This is a genomic window from Candidatus Chloroploca sp. Khr17 (assembly GCF_004138165.1).
In the GTDB taxonomy this organism is placed as follows: domain Bacteria; phylum Chloroflexota; class Chloroflexia; order Chloroflexales; family Chloroflexaceae; genus Chloroploca.
On sequence record NZ_RYFF01000079.1, the window covers coordinates 1 to 16,141 of the forward strand.

General features: G+C 65.3%; 12 protein-coding genes and 1 pseudogene. 8 read left to right on the plus strand and 5 right to left on the minus strand.

Translation table 11 applies throughout. The features are described 5' to 3' along the window. The 4 genes from EKD05_RS23630 to EKD05_RS23640 all read right to left on the minus strand — a co-directional run. A partial coding sequence (locus tag EKD05_RS23630; protein WP_165360930.1) for a hypothetical protein occupies window positions 1-646 on the minus strand: 646 nt, incomplete at its 3' end. Window positions 647-729: 83 nt separating this feature from the next. Beyond that, window positions 730-903, minus strand: coding sequence for a hypothetical protein (locus EKD05_RS26110; protein ID WP_165360931.1), 174 nt, complete (start codon window positions 901-903; stop codon window positions 730-732). Next, window positions 884-1,234: a hypothetical protein gene (locus tag EKD05_RS23635; RefSeq protein ID WP_205704069.1), complete on the minus strand. Its 351-nt coding sequence runs from the start codon at window positions 1,232-1,234 to the stop codon at window positions 884-886. Before EKD05_RS23635 ends, EKD05_RS26110 begins: the two co-directional genes overlap by 20 nt. 108 nt (window positions 1,235-1,342) lie before the next feature. Next, complete coding sequence (locus EKD05_RS23640) at window positions 1,343-2,863, minus strand: hypothetical protein (protein ID WP_205704070.1); 1,521 nt, start codon at window positions 2,861-2,863, stop codon at window positions 1,343-1,345. Between the two features lie 315 nt (window positions 2,864-3,178). Here EKD05_RS23640 and EKD05_RS26575 point away from each other — a divergent pair, with 315 nt between their 5' ends. The 8 genes from EKD05_RS26575 to EKD05_RS27340 all read left to right on the plus strand — a co-directional run bounded on the left by EKD05_RS26575 (window position 3,179) and on the right by EKD05_RS27340 (window position 15,616). Beyond that, window positions 3,179-3,538, plus strand: a complete 360-nt coding sequence (locus EKD05_RS26575; protein ID WP_205704071.1) for an MFS transporter — start codon at window positions 3,179-3,181, stop codon at window positions 3,536-3,538. 34 nt (window positions 3,539-3,572) lie between these two features. After that, window positions 3,573-4,037: a transposase gene (locus tag EKD05_RS23650; RefSeq protein ID WP_129677802.1), complete on the plus strand. Its 465-nt coding sequence runs from the start codon at window positions 3,573-3,575 to the stop codon at window positions 4,035-4,037. A gap of 189 nt (window positions 4,038-4,226) precedes the next feature. Further along, window positions 4,227-4,478 carry a GlsB/YeaQ/YmgE family stress response membrane protein gene (locus EKD05_RS23655; protein ID WP_129677807.1) on the plus strand — a complete coding sequence of 84 codons (252 nt, stop codon included), beginning with the start codon at window positions 4,227-4,229 and terminating at the stop codon, window positions 4,476-4,478. A gap of 118 nt (window positions 4,479-4,596) precedes the next feature. Beyond that, window positions 4,597-4,896 carry a CsbD family protein gene (locus tag EKD05_RS23660; protein WP_129677803.1) on the plus strand — a complete coding sequence of 100 codons (300 nt, stop codon included), beginning with the start codon at window positions 4,597-4,599 and terminating at the stop codon, window positions 4,894-4,896. A gap of 124 nt (window positions 4,897-5,020) precedes the next feature. Then, a complete protein-coding gene (locus tag EKD05_RS23665) occupies window positions 5,021-5,407 on the plus strand; it encodes a hypothetical protein (RefSeq protein WP_129677804.1) in 387 nt (128 codons plus the stop codon). A gap of 158 nt (window positions 5,408-5,565) precedes the next feature. Then, window positions 5,566-14,178, plus strand: coding sequence for a GH36-type glycosyl hydrolase domain-containing protein (locus EKD05_RS23670; protein ID WP_240695913.1), 8,613 nt, complete (start codon window positions 5,566-5,568; stop codon window positions 14,176-14,178). Between the two features lie 81 nt (window positions 14,179-14,259). Next, window positions 14,260-15,276 carry a hypothetical protein gene (locus EKD05_RS23675; RefSeq protein ID WP_129677805.1) on the plus strand — a complete coding sequence of 339 codons (1,017 nt, stop codon included), beginning with the start codon at window positions 14,260-14,262 and terminating at the stop codon, window positions 15,274-15,276. A 160-nt stretch (window positions 15,277-15,436) separates the two neighbouring features. Next, window positions 15,437-15,616 carry a helix-turn-helix transcriptional regulator gene (locus EKD05_RS27340; protein WP_370374938.1) on the plus strand — a complete coding sequence of 60 codons (180 nt, stop codon included), beginning with the start codon at window positions 15,437-15,439 and terminating at the stop codon, window positions 15,614-15,616. Window positions 15,617-15,809: 193 nt separating this feature from the next. On the opposite strand, the pseudogene EKD05_RS26905 reads toward EKD05_RS27340, so the two are convergent. Continuing rightward, window positions 15,810-16,141 (minus strand): annotated as a pseudogene (locus tag EKD05_RS26905) (hypothetical protein); the annotation flags it as partial.

Below are 16,141 nucleotides of genomic sequence, written 5' to 3' on the forward strand. Positions count from 1 at the left end.
TCACCGCGGCGGGCGCGACACTCTCGGGCGTGCAGCCGGTCACGATCACGCAGGCACGGATGCGCGTGCGGGTGGTGCTGATGATGGCATTGCTGCCGAGCACGGCGGGACTCCCGTCGTGTTTGCGGAAGGTGGCCTCGCGGTCGACGGCGCTGGCGATGCGGCGTGAACCGCGTGCCTTGGCGGGGCGTTCGGTCACGACCCCGGCGTCATCGGTGGTCAGTTCATCGGCCTGCACCTTGGCGAGATCGGCGAGGAAGGCGCGCACGAGCGGGTGGATCACCGAGTCGAGCGCGTCCAGGTGCGCCGTCACGGTGGTGACGACACGGGCGACCAGGGCCACGGTGGTCTGGAGGCGGGCGTGGCGAGCGGCGACACTGCGGGCGGGTGTGGGCTTTGTGAAGGGCGTCAGGTCGAGCGCGTCGAGCGCGGCGGTGAGGGTGGCCGGGCCGCGTTGCCGCAGCAGCCAGACGAGGCGCAGGGTTAGGTCGCGGAGCAGGACGGCGGGACTGGCACTGGGGGCGACCGGACTCTGCATGGCAAACGTGTCCACGATCTGGGGCGTGGTGGTGGCATCTTCCGGGTCGACGTGTGCCAGAAAGACCGCCACCTCGCGGAAGAACGTGGCGGAGGCATGCTGGCGCATCCAGCCGTGAAAGCGGGCGAGCGTGGTATGGTCGGGAAGCTGCGATTACCTGTCGCCTGAGATAGATGGCAGCTTAACCACGATTATTGTGCAGGTTGGATAACACCTTTGAGCGCCGCTTGCCGTTCGCGTAAGGTCTGTGAGCGTTCTTGCCAGAAGCGCAACTCTTGCTCTTTTGTGAGGGTTGCCGTTTGCTCGCGCACTTTTGCTGCGCCCAACCGTTTCATCTGTACGCAATCAAATTTCTTCGTCTTCATAATAAATCACCTCTCGCGGCGAGAAAATAGCGATCGGCTGGTAGCCCTGGAGCGTATTGATGGCATTGTACAGGGGGATCTTCTGAAAATGGACGATATGTTGGAAGTTCCAACTCACGATCAGCAAACATTCTGCAACCGTCGCTAGTGCCACATGCAGCGCATCTGCTGAGTACTTCGGCGTAATGATTTTGGCTTGTAGGTAGGCATCACGCAGTTCAAGAGCGTTGGCGGTAATATCTGTCACTTCGGCCAATCCCAACTGTTCCTCAAAGAAATGGCGCACAGTGGGCGGTGCAGCGACTATGTTGAGCCTCTGGCGGGCAACCATTATCTGACTCGATTGGTGTGTGCTTGACCGTAACTTGCGAAGTTATTGTATCACAACCAGAGGCAAAATCGGTACTGAGAAAGCTTCGCGGCCAGGCATCCGGGCCGGTTACGCCGCCGTGACCGTGGTGGCGGGCCGCACCTCCGCAGCGGCGGACCGCAGGCGCTGCAACGCCCGCAGGTTGATCAACACGTCGGTTAAGGTGTTCTGATTGACAATCGCCCGGCCGCGCCGGAGCTTCGGATGCGTGATGCCCAGCGCTTCGGCTTGGCTGTTGATGCGCTCGACCATCGTGCGCTGGTCATACAATTGATGGTAGGCCGCGCTCTCGCGATCCAGGGTATGACGGATGCGGGAGCCCGGGCCTTGCGCAATCGTGGTGGCACAGCCCTTGTCGGCATCATGCGGATCCTGGCAGGGACACGGGACGCCCGTTGCCTCCGGGAAGTGCAGTGGACAGCGGAACTTCTCGCGGGTATGCGGGACCAACCCGCTGCGATGCTCGTAGGTGAATGCCAGGTTCATCGGGAACCCAGCGGCGCAGAGTGGGATGCCCTCGGGACTGAGCTGACGTTTGCCGCGCTGGGGGCCGCTGCTGAAGGGCACCGCCGCGAAGCCGCCGGCTTCGTGGAAATACCCGTAGACGTACTGGGCATCAAAGGCGGCGTCCCAGGTGCCAAAGCGCGGGCGGCGCCCCAACCGGGCCTCGACCTGTTCCATCAGGGGGAAGAAGTACGACGGGTCGCTCTCGTTGAAGGGGCGCGTCCGCTCGGCGAGCACGACCTCGGGGCCATGCGGCAGGCGCGTGACGACGATCCCGGTGGCGTAGCCCCAGAAGATGTCGACGCCGATCTGGATGTTCGCCCGTGGGGTCGCGTCGGTCGTTGGGGCCGGATGGTCATGGCCGTCGGCCTCCTCGTCGGGCGCGGCATTGCGGCGCTTCTTGACGCCCAGGCTGCAGTCGGGGTCGCCCGCGGGTTGGCGGGTTTTGTCGAGGCGGCCCTCCGGAATGAAGACCTTGGGATTGTTTTCCTTGACCCAGGCGAGCAGGCCTTGGGTATCACCGGCGATGGTGTCGCCAAAGGTGGCCTGCTGATCCGGCGGCAGACTCTCCTGGAGCAGACGGACGGTCGCGGTGAGCAGAAATGCCACTGCGGGATGGGGCAACGTCCGTAACACGCGACTCAGCTGGCGGCGGGTCGGCACGGTTGCGGCCACGTTGAAGCCGTGGGGCGCGTCCGGGTCGGGCACGCGGGGAAAGCCGAGCCAATACACGAGGGCCGGATGTTCGAGCAGATAGGTCCGCAGCCCGGCCATAAACCGTTTCTCCTCGTGCAACTTAACCAAAAAGGCCGCGACAAACGAACAGCGCGGCACGGGCGGCGACCCCGGCAAGGGCCGGTCGGTCGGGCGCTCGGGGAACTCTGCCCACGGCAGGTCACCAAGCAAGGCCCGATACGTTTGGACGACGGGGTCGGTGGCGACCCAGGCGGGCAACGGCACGTCGGGGTGGATGAGCGGACACGGATCGTCGGGCGGGACCGGGGCGGGGTCGTCGCCACGAGGGGTGAACGGCGACGGCACGAACGCCAGGATGCGCTTGAAAAAAGACGGCTGATGCGCTACCATAGCAGTACTCCAGACTGCAGTGGGTGGTGTTTCGTAACCCGATCCTACCGCATCTGGAGCACCGTGACAACCCTGATGGTCGCCGGTGCCCGCGTTCCCGCCCACCCCCGCCGCCGGGAACTGCGGGCACCCGGGCGACGCCGTTTCGCGAACGGGGGTCGTCCTGCCAGGAACGGGCGTCAGTCGACGACCCCCGGCATGACCGGCGCGACGCCGCTTCCAAGACCGGTGTCGCGGCCCCAGGAATGGGCGTCACCGCACGTCGCCCGAGTCCCGCCGAGCGACGCTCACATTATGTTAAAGGCGTCCCTCCTGATGCCTAGTTCGCTCTTCTGGCTCGCCGCACTCTGGTGGATCGTGAGCGGGGTGACGTTTTCAACGGGCAATGCGCCACTGATTGCGCTCATTCAATCGCAGGTGCCGAACCAACTCCAGGGTCGGGTGCTTTCCCTGCTGAGTACCGTGATGGGCCTGGCGGCACCGCTTGGGCTCGGCCTGGCGGCACTGCTAGGCGCGTTCATTGGCGTACGGGGGAGTTTCATCGTCGGCGGATTGGCCTCGGCGACCATCTGCTTACTGGGGCTCGCGCTCCCCGATCTACTCAGGATCGAGGAGCAACCGCTCAGGGCCGAGCGCACCCATGCAGTTCACGTGAATCTAGCCGATCGGCGCTAGCCGATAAACCCGGCAATGCGTGGCTTCGCTTTGTTTGAACGGCTCTTCCAGACCATCCTCGCCACGCCCATCCTCGGCGCACCCACGCCCGCTGACCTGCTCGAGCGCCTTCGCCGGGGTCTGGTTGCATGACCGCACCACGATCACGCTGTCCCCGAGCATGGCCGAGCGCTTCCCCGGCTGTGGCGGTCGGCGCAATGGCAAGCCCGTCGGCCAAGCGGGAATCAAGGCCCAGGTACGGCTGGACATGACGACGGGACAGCTCCAAGGGCCGATCATCCAACCGTCCCGGGCGTCCGACCGGGCCGTGGCCTTCCGCGAGCGCCTGCCCAACGGGTCGGTGCAGATCCGCGATCTGGGATATTTTCACCTGGACGACCTCGCCCGCGACACGGCCGATGGGCGCTGGTGGATCACGCGCTTGAAGCCCAACACGGCGATCTGGGTTAAGGATCGCAGCGCCCAGACGACCAGCGATGCTGAGCGGGGTTCAGTATGACAAGGCCGCGAGCATCGTAGCACCAATGGTATCCCTCACGCTGTCAGGGATACTCCTGACACCCCATGCGGAATTTGTCGGCTACCGGAGCTAGCGCACGTCCGCTATGCTCAGAAGCACAAGCCACCTTCCCTATCGCAATCTGAACGTATATCCAACGGCGTATGCCGTTGAAAAGGCAAATTGATGATTAATCTTCTTGTATGGCTCATCGTCGGCGCGGTGATCGGTTGGGCTGCGGGACTCGTGCTGGGCGACCGCAACAGTGTCTTGGTCAATATCATTGTTGGCATCGTGGGTGCCATGATTGGTGGGCTTCTCTTTGGTGGGCCAACGATTAACGAGAACGCTCTGAATCTGACCGCGATGCTTATCTCACTGGTTGGCGCGATCATTCTTCTCGGCGTGGTCAATCTTGTTCGCCGTGGACGCCTGGCGTAGGGCGATAAGACGGAGGTCAGACGAAGGTTATGGTATGGCTCAACCTCCGTGTCCGCATATTGCTGCTGCGCCGGATCGCTAGAACGATGCGGCGCAGCGCTAGAGAAAGGACTCGACAATGAGCAACGGAACCGAACGGGTAAAGGGTAAAGCAGAGGAAATCAAGGGAGCGGTGAAGGCGACGGTCGGCGATGTGGTTCATAACGAACAGTTGGAGGCGGAAGGCCATGCCGAGCAGGTTGAAGGTCAGGCTCGCCAGAACCGCGCGAAGGCGGAGGAGCGGGTCAAGGGCGCGGGCGAGGAGCTCAAGGGCGCGACCAAAGACGCTGTTGGCGGCCTGATTGGCGACGATCACATGAAGGCGGAAGGCAAGGTGGAAGCCCAGAAGGGCAAAGCCCGCCAGAACATCAATAAATAGAGATGATCACATGCCACGCGGCGGTTCTGATCCCCAGACCCGTCGCGATGACAAGGCTGGATATCAGGCTCTGGGCACAGGGTGATGCGCTGTACGTGCACCAGATCGTAAGAAAGGTATTCCTATGCAGAATCTTGAAGCGCTACATTTACGTTGCACCAACTGCGGCACGCCGCTAGATGCGCCTGCCAAGGGCGTATTTGGCGTTGTCTGCCCGGTCTGCCAACTCTTCAACACCTTCAGTGCGTCCCTCCCCGATCCCGACCTTACCGCCGAGACGTTTGAGGCGCAGCTTGGCGATCTGGTCGCTCAGGCCCGCGCAAGCGGCATCCCGCTCGATGTCATTGTTCACACCCTACGCGACGAACTAGAGTTCTCGGCTGAGCTTGCGAGCCGTGGGCGGGATTTGTATGTGCAGATCATCGATCTTGGCCCCAGCACAAGCCAACCCCTGCGCCGATCCCAGCGTGACGATAGTGCGATGCTGCGCGGCCGCAGCGTCGGAGGCTAGGGGCATGCAAAGAAGGCGATTTTTTTGACGCAAAGGCGCAAAGGTTTTCGTTAGGCCTCAGACATATTTCTTTTGCGAGTAGCCGACCTGGTTAGCAAAGCTGGCCGGGTCGGCTACTCGATGCGGGATTCTAGGGTGTCAGCAAGGAGGGACTCTTCATGATACGCAACATGCGTGCATCACTCGCGGATGGCGTTCGGTCACTCGGCGCAAGTCTGTTCCCGCGCCCCGCGCCAGGCCCTCTAGCTGAACCTACATTCGCCCCCCTGCTCGGCGACCTGCTGAGCGCCGAGCAACTGGATGTGCTTGCGCTCACCCTCGCCAACGACCAGACTGATGTTGCTGTGCTGCCGCGTGGGGGCAACATCCTGCGCAGCGCGCTCGATCATGATGAGCGGCAGATCGCCGAGGCGCACCGGAGCCTCGGCGAGGACATCCGGCTGAGTGTGCCGATCAGCCCGGCCGCCGAGTGGCTGATCGATAATGCCTATCTTGTCAATGAGCAGATTCGCACGATCCGCCACGATCTGCCACCGGGCTACTACCGTCAATTGCCGAAGCTACGGCATGGCCCGTTCGCCGATCTGCCCCGCGTCTACGCCATCGCGCTAGAACTGATCGGCCACACCGACGGCCGTGTGGATGCCGCAGTGCTGCTGCGCTTCCTCAGCGCCTACCAGTCAATCACCCCGCTCCAGATGGGTGAGCTATGGGCCGTGGCGATCATGCTGCGGATCGGGTTGGTCAAGAACCTCAGCCGACTGTCGGCCCAGATACTCCAGGTTCGTGCGCTCCGCCACGAGGCCGATAGCTGGGCCGAGCAGTTGCTCGGTGCGCCAGGCGAGACGATGGGCGCAGATGTGCTGCGTGCGCTTACGCGCCGTCACCCGGCCCTGCCCATCACGCTCGCCGCCCAGTTGCTGCGCCGCCTGCGTGCCCACGAGGGCGAGCACGACATCGGTCGGGTGGTGTCCTGGCTGGAGACCCAGCCGGTCACGCCGCACACGACGATCGAGGCCCTTATCCACGAGGAGCACCAGCGTCAGGCCGCGAACCAGGTCTCGGTCGGCAACACCATCAGCAGCATGCGCACCCTGGGCGCGATCAACTGGCCAGACTGGTTTGCGAAGATGAGCCAGATCGAGCTTCTGCTGTGTCGTGATCCGGCGGGGGCCTATGCGCGCAGCACCAGCGCGACCCGCGATCGCTACCGCCACGCGGTCGAAGATCTGGCTCGTGGGGCACGTATGAGCGAGGACGAGGTCGCCCGGCGCGCGGTCGTACTCGCCAATGCAGCAGCCGGCAGCGACGCACGCCAGCGTCACGTCGGCTATTATCTGGTGGGCGCAGGACGCCCGACGTTTGCCGCCCAGCTTGGCTACCGTCCGTCGCCACTCGAGCGAACCCGCAATGCGGCGATGGCACACCCGACGGCGTGCTACCTGGGGGCCGTTGGCGCGACCACGGCGGTGATTGTGGCCGCCGGGCTGCGACTGGCGCGGCGGAAAATTCCCGATCCTTCTCCCAAGGGGAGCGGGGAGGGTCTCCAGACCCTGCTCGGTGCCGCTCTGGCGCTCATCCCGGCCAGCGCTCTGGCGGGCGAGTTGGTCAACCGCGCCGTCACGACGTTCTTGCCACCGCACGTACTACCGCGCCTCGATCTCTCGGCGGGCATCCCCGCTGAGTTGACGACCGTGGTGGTGATGCCGACGCTGCTGCTGACCCCAGACAGCGTCGGCCGTCAGCTCGACACCCTCGAGGTAATCGCCCTGGCTAACCAGGATCCGAACCTGCACTTCGCGCTGCTCACCGACTTCGCCGACGCGCCTGAAGAGAACATGCCCGAGGACGCCTCGCTGCTCGATGCTGCAGCCGAGCGCATGCGCCAACTCGCCGAGCGCCACGGCGTGGATCGCTTCCTGCTGCTGCATCGCCACCGTATCTGGAATGAGCAGCAGGGCCGCTGGATGGGCTGGGAACGCAAACGCGGCAAGCTGGAGGAATTCAACAAACTACTGACTGGTGTGGGCGAAACATCCTATGGGGTGATGGTCGGCGACCAGCGCGTGTTAGAGCGCGTGCGCTATGTAATTACCCTGGACGCTGACACACAGATGCCGCGTGACGTCGGCCAGGCTCTGATCGGCACGCTGGCCCACCCGCTCAACCAGGCCCGGCTCGACCCGCTAACCGGGCGGGTGACTGAAGGCTACGGCATCCTCCAGCCGCGCGTCGGCATCGACCTACCGAGTGCCACCGCCAGTCGCTTCGCCCGCGTCTTTGCCGGCAATATTGGTGTTGACCCCTACACCACCGCCGTCTCGGATGCCTACATGGATCTGTTTGGCGAGGGCATCTTCGCCGGCAAGGGCATCTACGACCCGGTGGTTCTACGCACCGTGCTGCGCGGGCGCTTCCCCGAGAACGCCTTGCTCAGCCACGATTTGATCGAGGGCCTCTACGCTCGCGTCGGGTTGCTCTCTGATGTGGAGGTAGTGGACAGCTACCCGACGACCTACGCGGCCTGGGCGGCGCGTCAGCACCGTTGGGTGCGCGGCGACTGGCAGATCGCGGCCTGGTTGCTGCCGCGCACGCCGTCGTCCGAGGGCTGGCAGGCGAACAGCCTGCCGCTGATCGCGCGTTATAAGATCTTCGACAACCTGCGACGCAGCCTCACCCCAGCCGCAACGATCGCCCTCCTCGTCGCCGGCTGGCGCTGGCTACCCGGCCGCCCGGCGGTCTGGACATGCCTGGCCCTGGCACCGCTGGCCGCGCCGCTGGCCTTCGATCTCGTGGCCGCCGCTCGCGCCGCCGCGCTCGAACCGGGCAACATGGGCGCGCTGCGGGCCAGGGTGCGCGAGCTTCAACTCAGCGCCCTGCGCCTGGCCCTCAACGTCGCCTTTCTGCCCGACCAGACCGTCCTCAACCTTGATGCCATCGCCCGCACCCTGACCCGCACGCTGATCACGCGGCGCAACCTGCTCGAGTGGGAGACCGCCGCGCAGTCGCAGGGCCGACTCCAGCGCTCGCATATGCCGATGCTGCGCCGAGGTGCACCGATGTTCATCGTCGGGGCGGCGCTGGCCGCCGTCCCTGGCCGCCGCCACGCCGCTGCCCTGTCTGCGCTGCCGGTGCTTGCCGACTGGTTCGCCGCACCGGCCCTCGCGGCATGGCTCGATCAGCCGCACATTCATGCTCGGCTCCCGATCAGCGCGGAGGATCAGCTCCTGTTGCGGCGGCTGGCCCGCGCCACCTGGGCCTTCTTTGAACAGTTCGTCCGCGCCGAGGCCAACTTCCTGGCCCCCGATAACTTCCAGGAGACGCCGCGCCCCCTGATCGCCGACCGCACCTCGCCCACAAACATTGGGCTCCAGTTGCTGGCCGACCTGGCCGCCTACGACTTTGGCTATATCGGCATGCTGGAACTGACCGAACGCACCGAACGGGTGTTCGCGACACTGGCGCTCCTAGAGCGCTTCGAGGGTCACCTGTTGAACTGGTATGATACCCGTACGCTGCACCCGCTGCCACCGGCCTACGTCTCGACGGTGGACAGCGGTAATTTCGTGGCGGCCCTGCTCACCCTGCGCCAGGGCTATCTGGCCCTGCGCGATACGCCCCTGATCGGCCCGCAAGCCCTCGTCGGGATCGAGGACTCTCTCGCACTAATGGCGCAGGAGCTTGGCGACCATGGGCCGGCGCGCAAGGCGGTCGCCGCTCTATCCGAGCTACTCCGCGACACGCCTGCGACGGTGGGTGGCTACCGCGATCTGCTCGGCGAAGTGCTAGAGTGGGCGGAGGATCGGGGCAGCGTCGGATCAGTCGCCGTGTGGGGTGCGCGCATTGGTAGCCAGGCTCGAAGCCTGTTGGAAGATCTTGATAGCCTCGTGCCCGCATTGGATCACCGTGACCGTCCGCCGACCCTCGGCGAGTTGGCTGATAGCGGCGTCCCGACTGCCGCCGCCCTGCTGGCCCGCCACGCCTGGGTCGTCCGCGCCTGCGCCGATCAAGTTGAGGCGATGCAGTTCGACTTCCTCTATGACAGCCAGCGCCACCTCTTCTCGATCGGCTATCGCGTATCCGACGGCCAGCGTGACAGCTCCTTCTATGACCTGCTGGCCTCCGAGGCGCGCCTGGGCAGCTTCCTCGCCATCGCCAGAGGTGATGTACCGCAAGAGCACTGGTTCCGCATGGGGCGTGGCCTCACGGCGGTGGGCCTGGGCGCTGCGCTGCTCTCGTGGAGCGGTACGATGTTTGAGTACCTGATGCCGCTGTTGCTGATGCGCCGCTACCCCGAGACGCTGCTCAACTCCACTTATGCCGCTGCCGTCGCCCGCCAGATCGCGTACGGCAAGGAGCGCGGCGTGCCATGGGGCATCTCGGAGTCGGCCTACAATGCACGCGACCTGGCGATGAACTATCAGTACCATGCCTTCGGCGTGCCTGGCCTGGGGCTAAAGAGCGGTCTCGACGACGATCTTGTGATTGCACCCTACGCGACGATGCTGGCCCTGTCGGTGCGCCCGGCCGAGGCTCTGGAGAACCTGCGGGTCTTGGTCGCCGATGGCATGTTTGGCAGCTACGGACTATACGAGGCCGTCGACTACACGCCCAGCCGCGTGCCACCCGGCCAGCGCCGTGCAATCGTGCGCTCGTTTATGGCCCACCACCAGGGCATGAGCCTGCTCGCCCTGGCTAATACGCTCCACGCCGAGGTGATGCAGCGGCGCTTCCACGCCGAGCCGCTCGTGCAGTCAGCCGAGACCCTGCTCCAGGAACGGGTACCGCAGGCGCGCCCGGCCCAGACGGCGCGGACGGCCGCACGCGAGCCCCAGATCGCCTTTCTCGCCCCACCAGCACCGCGCCAGTTCAATACCCCCTTCACCAGCATGCCCTACAGCCACCTGCTCTCCAACGGTCGCTACCGCCTGATGCTCACCACTGCTGGCGGTGGTAGCAGCAGCTTCGACGACCTGGCGATCACGCGCTGGCGCTCTGACGTGAGCCGCGACGACTGGGGCAGCTTCATCTACATCCGCGACGCCCGTAGCGGCGTGGTCTGGTCGACCACCTACCAGCCGACCCGCCACCAGTCGGCGAGTTACCAGGTAACCTACGGCCTGGATCGGGCCGAGTTTCGTCAGCGCATGGCCGGGATTGACACACGCATGGAGGTCGTCGTCTCGCCTGAGGAGCACGCCGAGCTACGGCGGGTTACGCTCACGAACCTCACAAGTGCGCCACGCGAACTAGAACTGACGAGCTACATCGAGGTGGTGCTGGCCCCGCCTGCCGCAGACGAGGCGCACCCCGCCTTCGCCAACCTGTTCGTTGAGACCGAGTTTGTACCCGAGCACGACGTGCTGCTGGCCGTGCGTCGGCCGCGTGCGGCCGGTGCCGCTCGTACCTGGGCCATGCACAGCGTGAATGTGCGCGGCCACGCCCTCGGTGCCACCCAGCACGAGAGCGACCGGGCCGCCTTCGTTGGGCGCGGGCGCGACATGGCCGACCCGCAGGCGCTCCACGTGCCCCTCGGCGGGCACGTCGGTGCGGTCCTCGACCCGGTGCTGAGTCTGCGCCGGCGCGTGCGGATCGCGCCTGGGGCCAGCGCCCAGATCACCTTCGTCACCGGCATAGCCGAGGGGCGGGCCGAGGCGTTAGCTCTGGCTGCCCGTCTGCGCGATCCGGCCGCCGCCGAGCGGGCCTTCGAACTGGCCTGGACCCAGAGCCAGGTGGAGTTGCACGATCTGAACATCGACGCCGACCAGGCCCACCGCTTCCAACGTCTCGCCAGCGCTGTACTCTTCCTGAATGTACGGCGGCGGGCCGCACCTGAGACCCTCACGGCGAACACGAAAGGCCAGCCCAACTTGTGGGCCTACGGCATCTCAGGCGACTTTCCTGTGGTGGTGGTGCGTGTCGGCGTAGACGACGAGTTGAATCTGGTGGCCGAACTGCTGCGCGCCCACGAGTACTGGCGGCTCAAGCGACTGATGGTGGATCTGGTCATCCTCAACGATGACAGCGGCGGCTACGCCCAGGGGCGTCAGGATCATCTGCTCAGCCTCGTGCGCAGCAGCCGCGCCGGGGCGCTGCTCAACCAGCGTGGGGGCATCTTTCTGCTGCGTGGCGATTTCGTGCCCGCAGCCGACCAGGTGCTGCTGGAAACAGTAGCCTGCGCCCTGCTATCCACGCGCCGGGGCGATTTGGCTCAGCACCTGCGCCGCCGCGAGTCTGATGCTGGCCAGGCTCCCGCCGTGCCAATCATCTCTACCGCACACGACGCGCCGCTCGCGCCCGTCGACCTGATCCAGCCCTCGCCCTACGGCGGCTTCACGCCCGACGGGCGCGAGTATGTGATCGACCTGGTTCCTGGGCGGCCCACGCCCGCGCCCTGGATAAACGTAGTCGCCAACCCCGGCTTCGGCTTCATTATCAGCGAGAGCGGTGGCGGCTACACCTGGGCCGGCAATAGCCGCGAGAACCGGCTTACCCCCTGGGCGAACGACCCAGTGCGCGACCCCCTGGGCGAGGCGCTCTACCTACGTGATGAGACCAGCGGCGCGATCTGGTCGCCCACGCCGCACCCCGTGGGCGCAGGCCATGTGCGTGTGCGCCACGGCTTCGGCTACAGCAGCTTCGCACGCCAGCACGGCGACATTGCCAGCGATCTGACGATCGCTGTGCCGAGCGATGACCCGGTGAAGATCTTCCGCCTGCGGCTGCGCAACCACGGCGACCAGCCCGCGCAACTCACGGCGACGCTCTACGTCGAGTGGGTGCTGGGCGTCTTCCGCGCCCAAATGGCCCCCTACATTGTGACTGCCTATGACGAGGAGGGCGGCGCGCTGCTGGCTCACAATGCCTACAACGTCGAGTTTGGCGAACGGGTGGCGTTTCTCGCCGCGAGCGAGCATGTGCTGAGCTACACCGGTGACCGCACCGAATTCATCGGGCGCAATGGCGACCTCAGTCGACCAGCGGGCATGGCCGCCCGCGCCCTCTCATGTCGCGCTGGCGCGGGGCGCGACCCATGCGGGGCCATTCGCTGCGCACTCGATCTGGCCCCCGGCGAACAGCGCGAACTGGTCTTTTTGCTTGGTCAGGGTGCGGACACCAATGATGCGCGGCGGATCGTCGAGCGCTACCGTACCACGACCGCAGCGGCCCGCGCCCAGCAAGCGGCCGTCGCAGACTGGCGCACGCTGCTCGGGGCGACCCAGGTGCAAACACCCGACCCGGCCCTCGACCTGCTGCTGAACGGCTGGTTGCTCTACCAGACCCTGGCCTGCCGAGTCTGGGCGCGTTCGGCCTTCTACCAGTCGGGCGGTGCCTACGGCTTCCGCGACCAACTCCAGGATGTGATGGCCCTGACTCAGGCTGCACCTGAAGTGGCTCGTGCCCAAATTCTGCGCGCCGCCGCACGCCAGTTTAGCGAGGGCGACGTCCAGCACTGGTGGCATCCACCGAGCGGGCGCGGCGTCCGCACTGGCTTCTCCGACGACTACCTCTGGCTGCCCTATGTCGCCTCCTTCTATTGTGAGGTGACAGGCGATCTCGCGCTGCTCGATGCGCCGACACCCTACCTGGAGGGCCGACCCAGGGAGCCAGGCGAGGCCGAATATTATGGCCTGCCCACAGTCTCGGCGCGTCAGGCCAGCCTGTACGAGCACTGCGCACGGGCAATCGACTATGGCCTGGGGCGGATGGGTGCCCATGGCCTGCCGCTGATGGGCGCTGGCGATTGGAACGACGGCATGAATCTAGTGGGTGCCGACGGCACCGGCGAGAGCGTCTGGGTCGGCTGGTTCCTGATCGCGGTGCTGCACCCCTTCGCCGATCTCGCCGCAACCCGTGGCGACACCGAGCGCGCAGCACACTACCGGGCCGAGGCCGAGCGGCTGCGGGTCGCGATCGAGACCAGTGCGTGGGACGGCGATTGGTATCTGCGCGCCTTTTACGACGATGGCACGCCGCTCGGCGCACAGGCCAGCGCCGAGTGCCAGATCGACTCGCTGACGCAGTCTTGGGCAGTGATCGCAGGTGTCGGCGATCCGGCCCGCGCACGGGCGGGGATGGAAGCGGTGGACAGCCTGCTTGTTGACCGCGACGTCGGGCTGATCCGGCTCTTCACTCCGGCCTTCGACCAGGGCGACCATAACCCTGGCTATATCAAAGGCTATCTGCCGGGAGTGCGCGAAAACGGCGGCCAGTACACCCACGCCGCAATTTGGACGATTTGGGCATGGGCGCTGCTGGGCGAAGGCGGGCGAGTGGCTGAGCTACTGCGCCTAATTAGCCCGGTGCGCCACGCCGCCGAGCACAGCGCACGCTACATGGTGGAGCCCTACAGCATCGCCGCCGATGTCTACACCGCCGAGGGCCACGCCGGTCGCGGCGGCTGGACGTGGTACACCGGCTCGGCAGGCTGGTTCTACCGTCTGGGCGTCGAACAACTGCTCGGCCTGCGCCGCCGTGGCGACACCCTTACCGTCACCCCCTGCCTGCCACCAGAGTGGCCCGGCTACACCGCGAGCTACCGGGTCGGCGCGGCAACCTACGAGATCACGGTCGAACGCGGAACCGATGCATTGGTGACGCTCGACGGCATAGAGCTCGGTGACGGCCAGATCCCGCTGCGCGACCATCCTGGGACGCACGAGGTGCGCGTGGTGATCGCAGGGATGGAACCCTCACACTGTCAGGGATACTGCTCATACGAGAGTCGGAGTTTATCGGCTACCGCTCTTGGCCCACATTCGCTAGACTGAAGGGACACATCTTCTTCTCCATCAATTATGTACGACGATAGAAGCAAACAGCGCGTTTCGACGAAAGAAAGGAACACAGCGATGATTCGAACAATAACCGGACTCTTTGACACCACCGATGACGCCCACAGCGTCGCGAATGATCTAATGAAGCACGGCATCCTACGCGAGGATATCAGCATGGTGGCCCGTGACGCGAACGACGCGAACGCCCGCCAGCAAGAGGTAGGCGCCGAGCACTCCGTAGGTTCGGGCGCAGTAGGCGGCAGCGTGGTCGGCGGAGCGGTCGGCCTGCTGGTGGGTGCCGGGTTACTTGCTATCCCTGGGATTGGCCCGGTACTGGCGATCGGCCCCCTCGCCGCCGCGATCGGCACCATCGGCGCTGCGGTGGGTTCCACCGCCCTCGGGGCCGGTGTCGGCGCAAGTGTTGGTGGCATAGCCGGCGCACTGATGGGCAGCGGAGTGCCCGAAGAATCGGCCCACATCTATGCCGAGGGCGTGCGGCGGGGCGGTGTGCTCCTAACCGTGAGCGTCGATGCAGCCATGGCCGAGCGGGTCAATGTCGATGCGGTAATGCGCCGCTATGGGGTGGTAGACATCGAGGAACGCAGCAAGCAATGGCACAAAACCGATTGGAACCCCTCACAGGCAAACGACACGAACCACCCCGACTTCGCCCAGGGGCAGCACGTTGCGCCACCCAGTACGTCCAGTTCGGACTTTGCCCAGGGGCAGCGTACGATGCCACCCAACACGAACCACCCCGACTTGGCCCAGGGGCAGCGTGTGACGCCACTCAGCACGAACTACCCAGACGCGACCACCCATGGTATGCACGACGCCAACGACAACAATGATCACGCCTTCCAGACCCACTATCAGTCGACGGTCGCAGCGGGCGGACGGCCCTACAGCGACTATGCCCCGGCCTATAGCTTTGGCACCGACATGGCCGCCGACGCAGGTATTTATGGTCACACGTGGGATGCGGTTGAGCCAGACTTGCACCGTACCTGGGATCTGAGCCATCCGAACACCTGGGACGAGTTCAAGACAGCCGTGCGCTACGCCTGGGAGAAGGGTTCCGGAAAAGACTAGACCACCCGGCTCGCGCACCAGGCCAGGCGGCACAACAACGGGGCATGATCGTTCGTGCGTGTGATAAGCTCTTTCGGCTCTTCCGCAACAGGTGTGCTCGCGTCATTCCCACCCTGCCCGAGCCGTCACACGAGATGTCTGGGCTTGCCTCCCAGCCGGTCTGGCGGCGCACCTTGCGGTTTCCCGCCAGACCGTGAATGCAATCGAGACCGGCAAGTACGCCCCGAGCTTGCCGCGTGGGCCTATTGGAAGCTCACCATTCTCGCAGCGCTCCTCCGCGAGGCTGGTAGCGGGCCAGTGTATCCGTTCGTGCCCCGTCAGGCCGGCGCTCGGCGCGTAGAAACAGCGTTCGCTCGGCCTCCCGCTCATACTCCTGGCGCGCGAACTCGGAGAGGTGCGTCACCAAGACGACCCGGATGCCCCGCTCCACGAGTGCGCACGCAATCTGCTGCGCAATCTCCGACCCATCGCGCTCGTTCGTCGCGCCCCGGGCACATACGGCGGCCATGAGCCGATCCCGTCGCACCCCGGAATCACGGCAAGAAGGCGTTGGTGAAGGCCTCTTCGGGGTCGATCATGCTGCTCAACAGGTCGCGGTCAACCATCCACTGCGCATAGTCGCGCCAGACTTCGACGCGCTGTTCGCCCCAACGCGGTGCGTTGCCCTGATATTCGCTGGCGAGATAGACCTGGCTCTGGGTAACAAGTTCGGCGTCGAGTTCAGGTGCGGCTTCCAGCAGGATCGCCGCCGCTGCGTCCGGCTCTTCAACCGCATACTGATACCCCGCCCCGCGCCCAGGAGCGGCTGCTTGATGCCACGCTTGAAACGTGTCGTCGCTTCTATAACGATTGCCTCGCAGAGCGC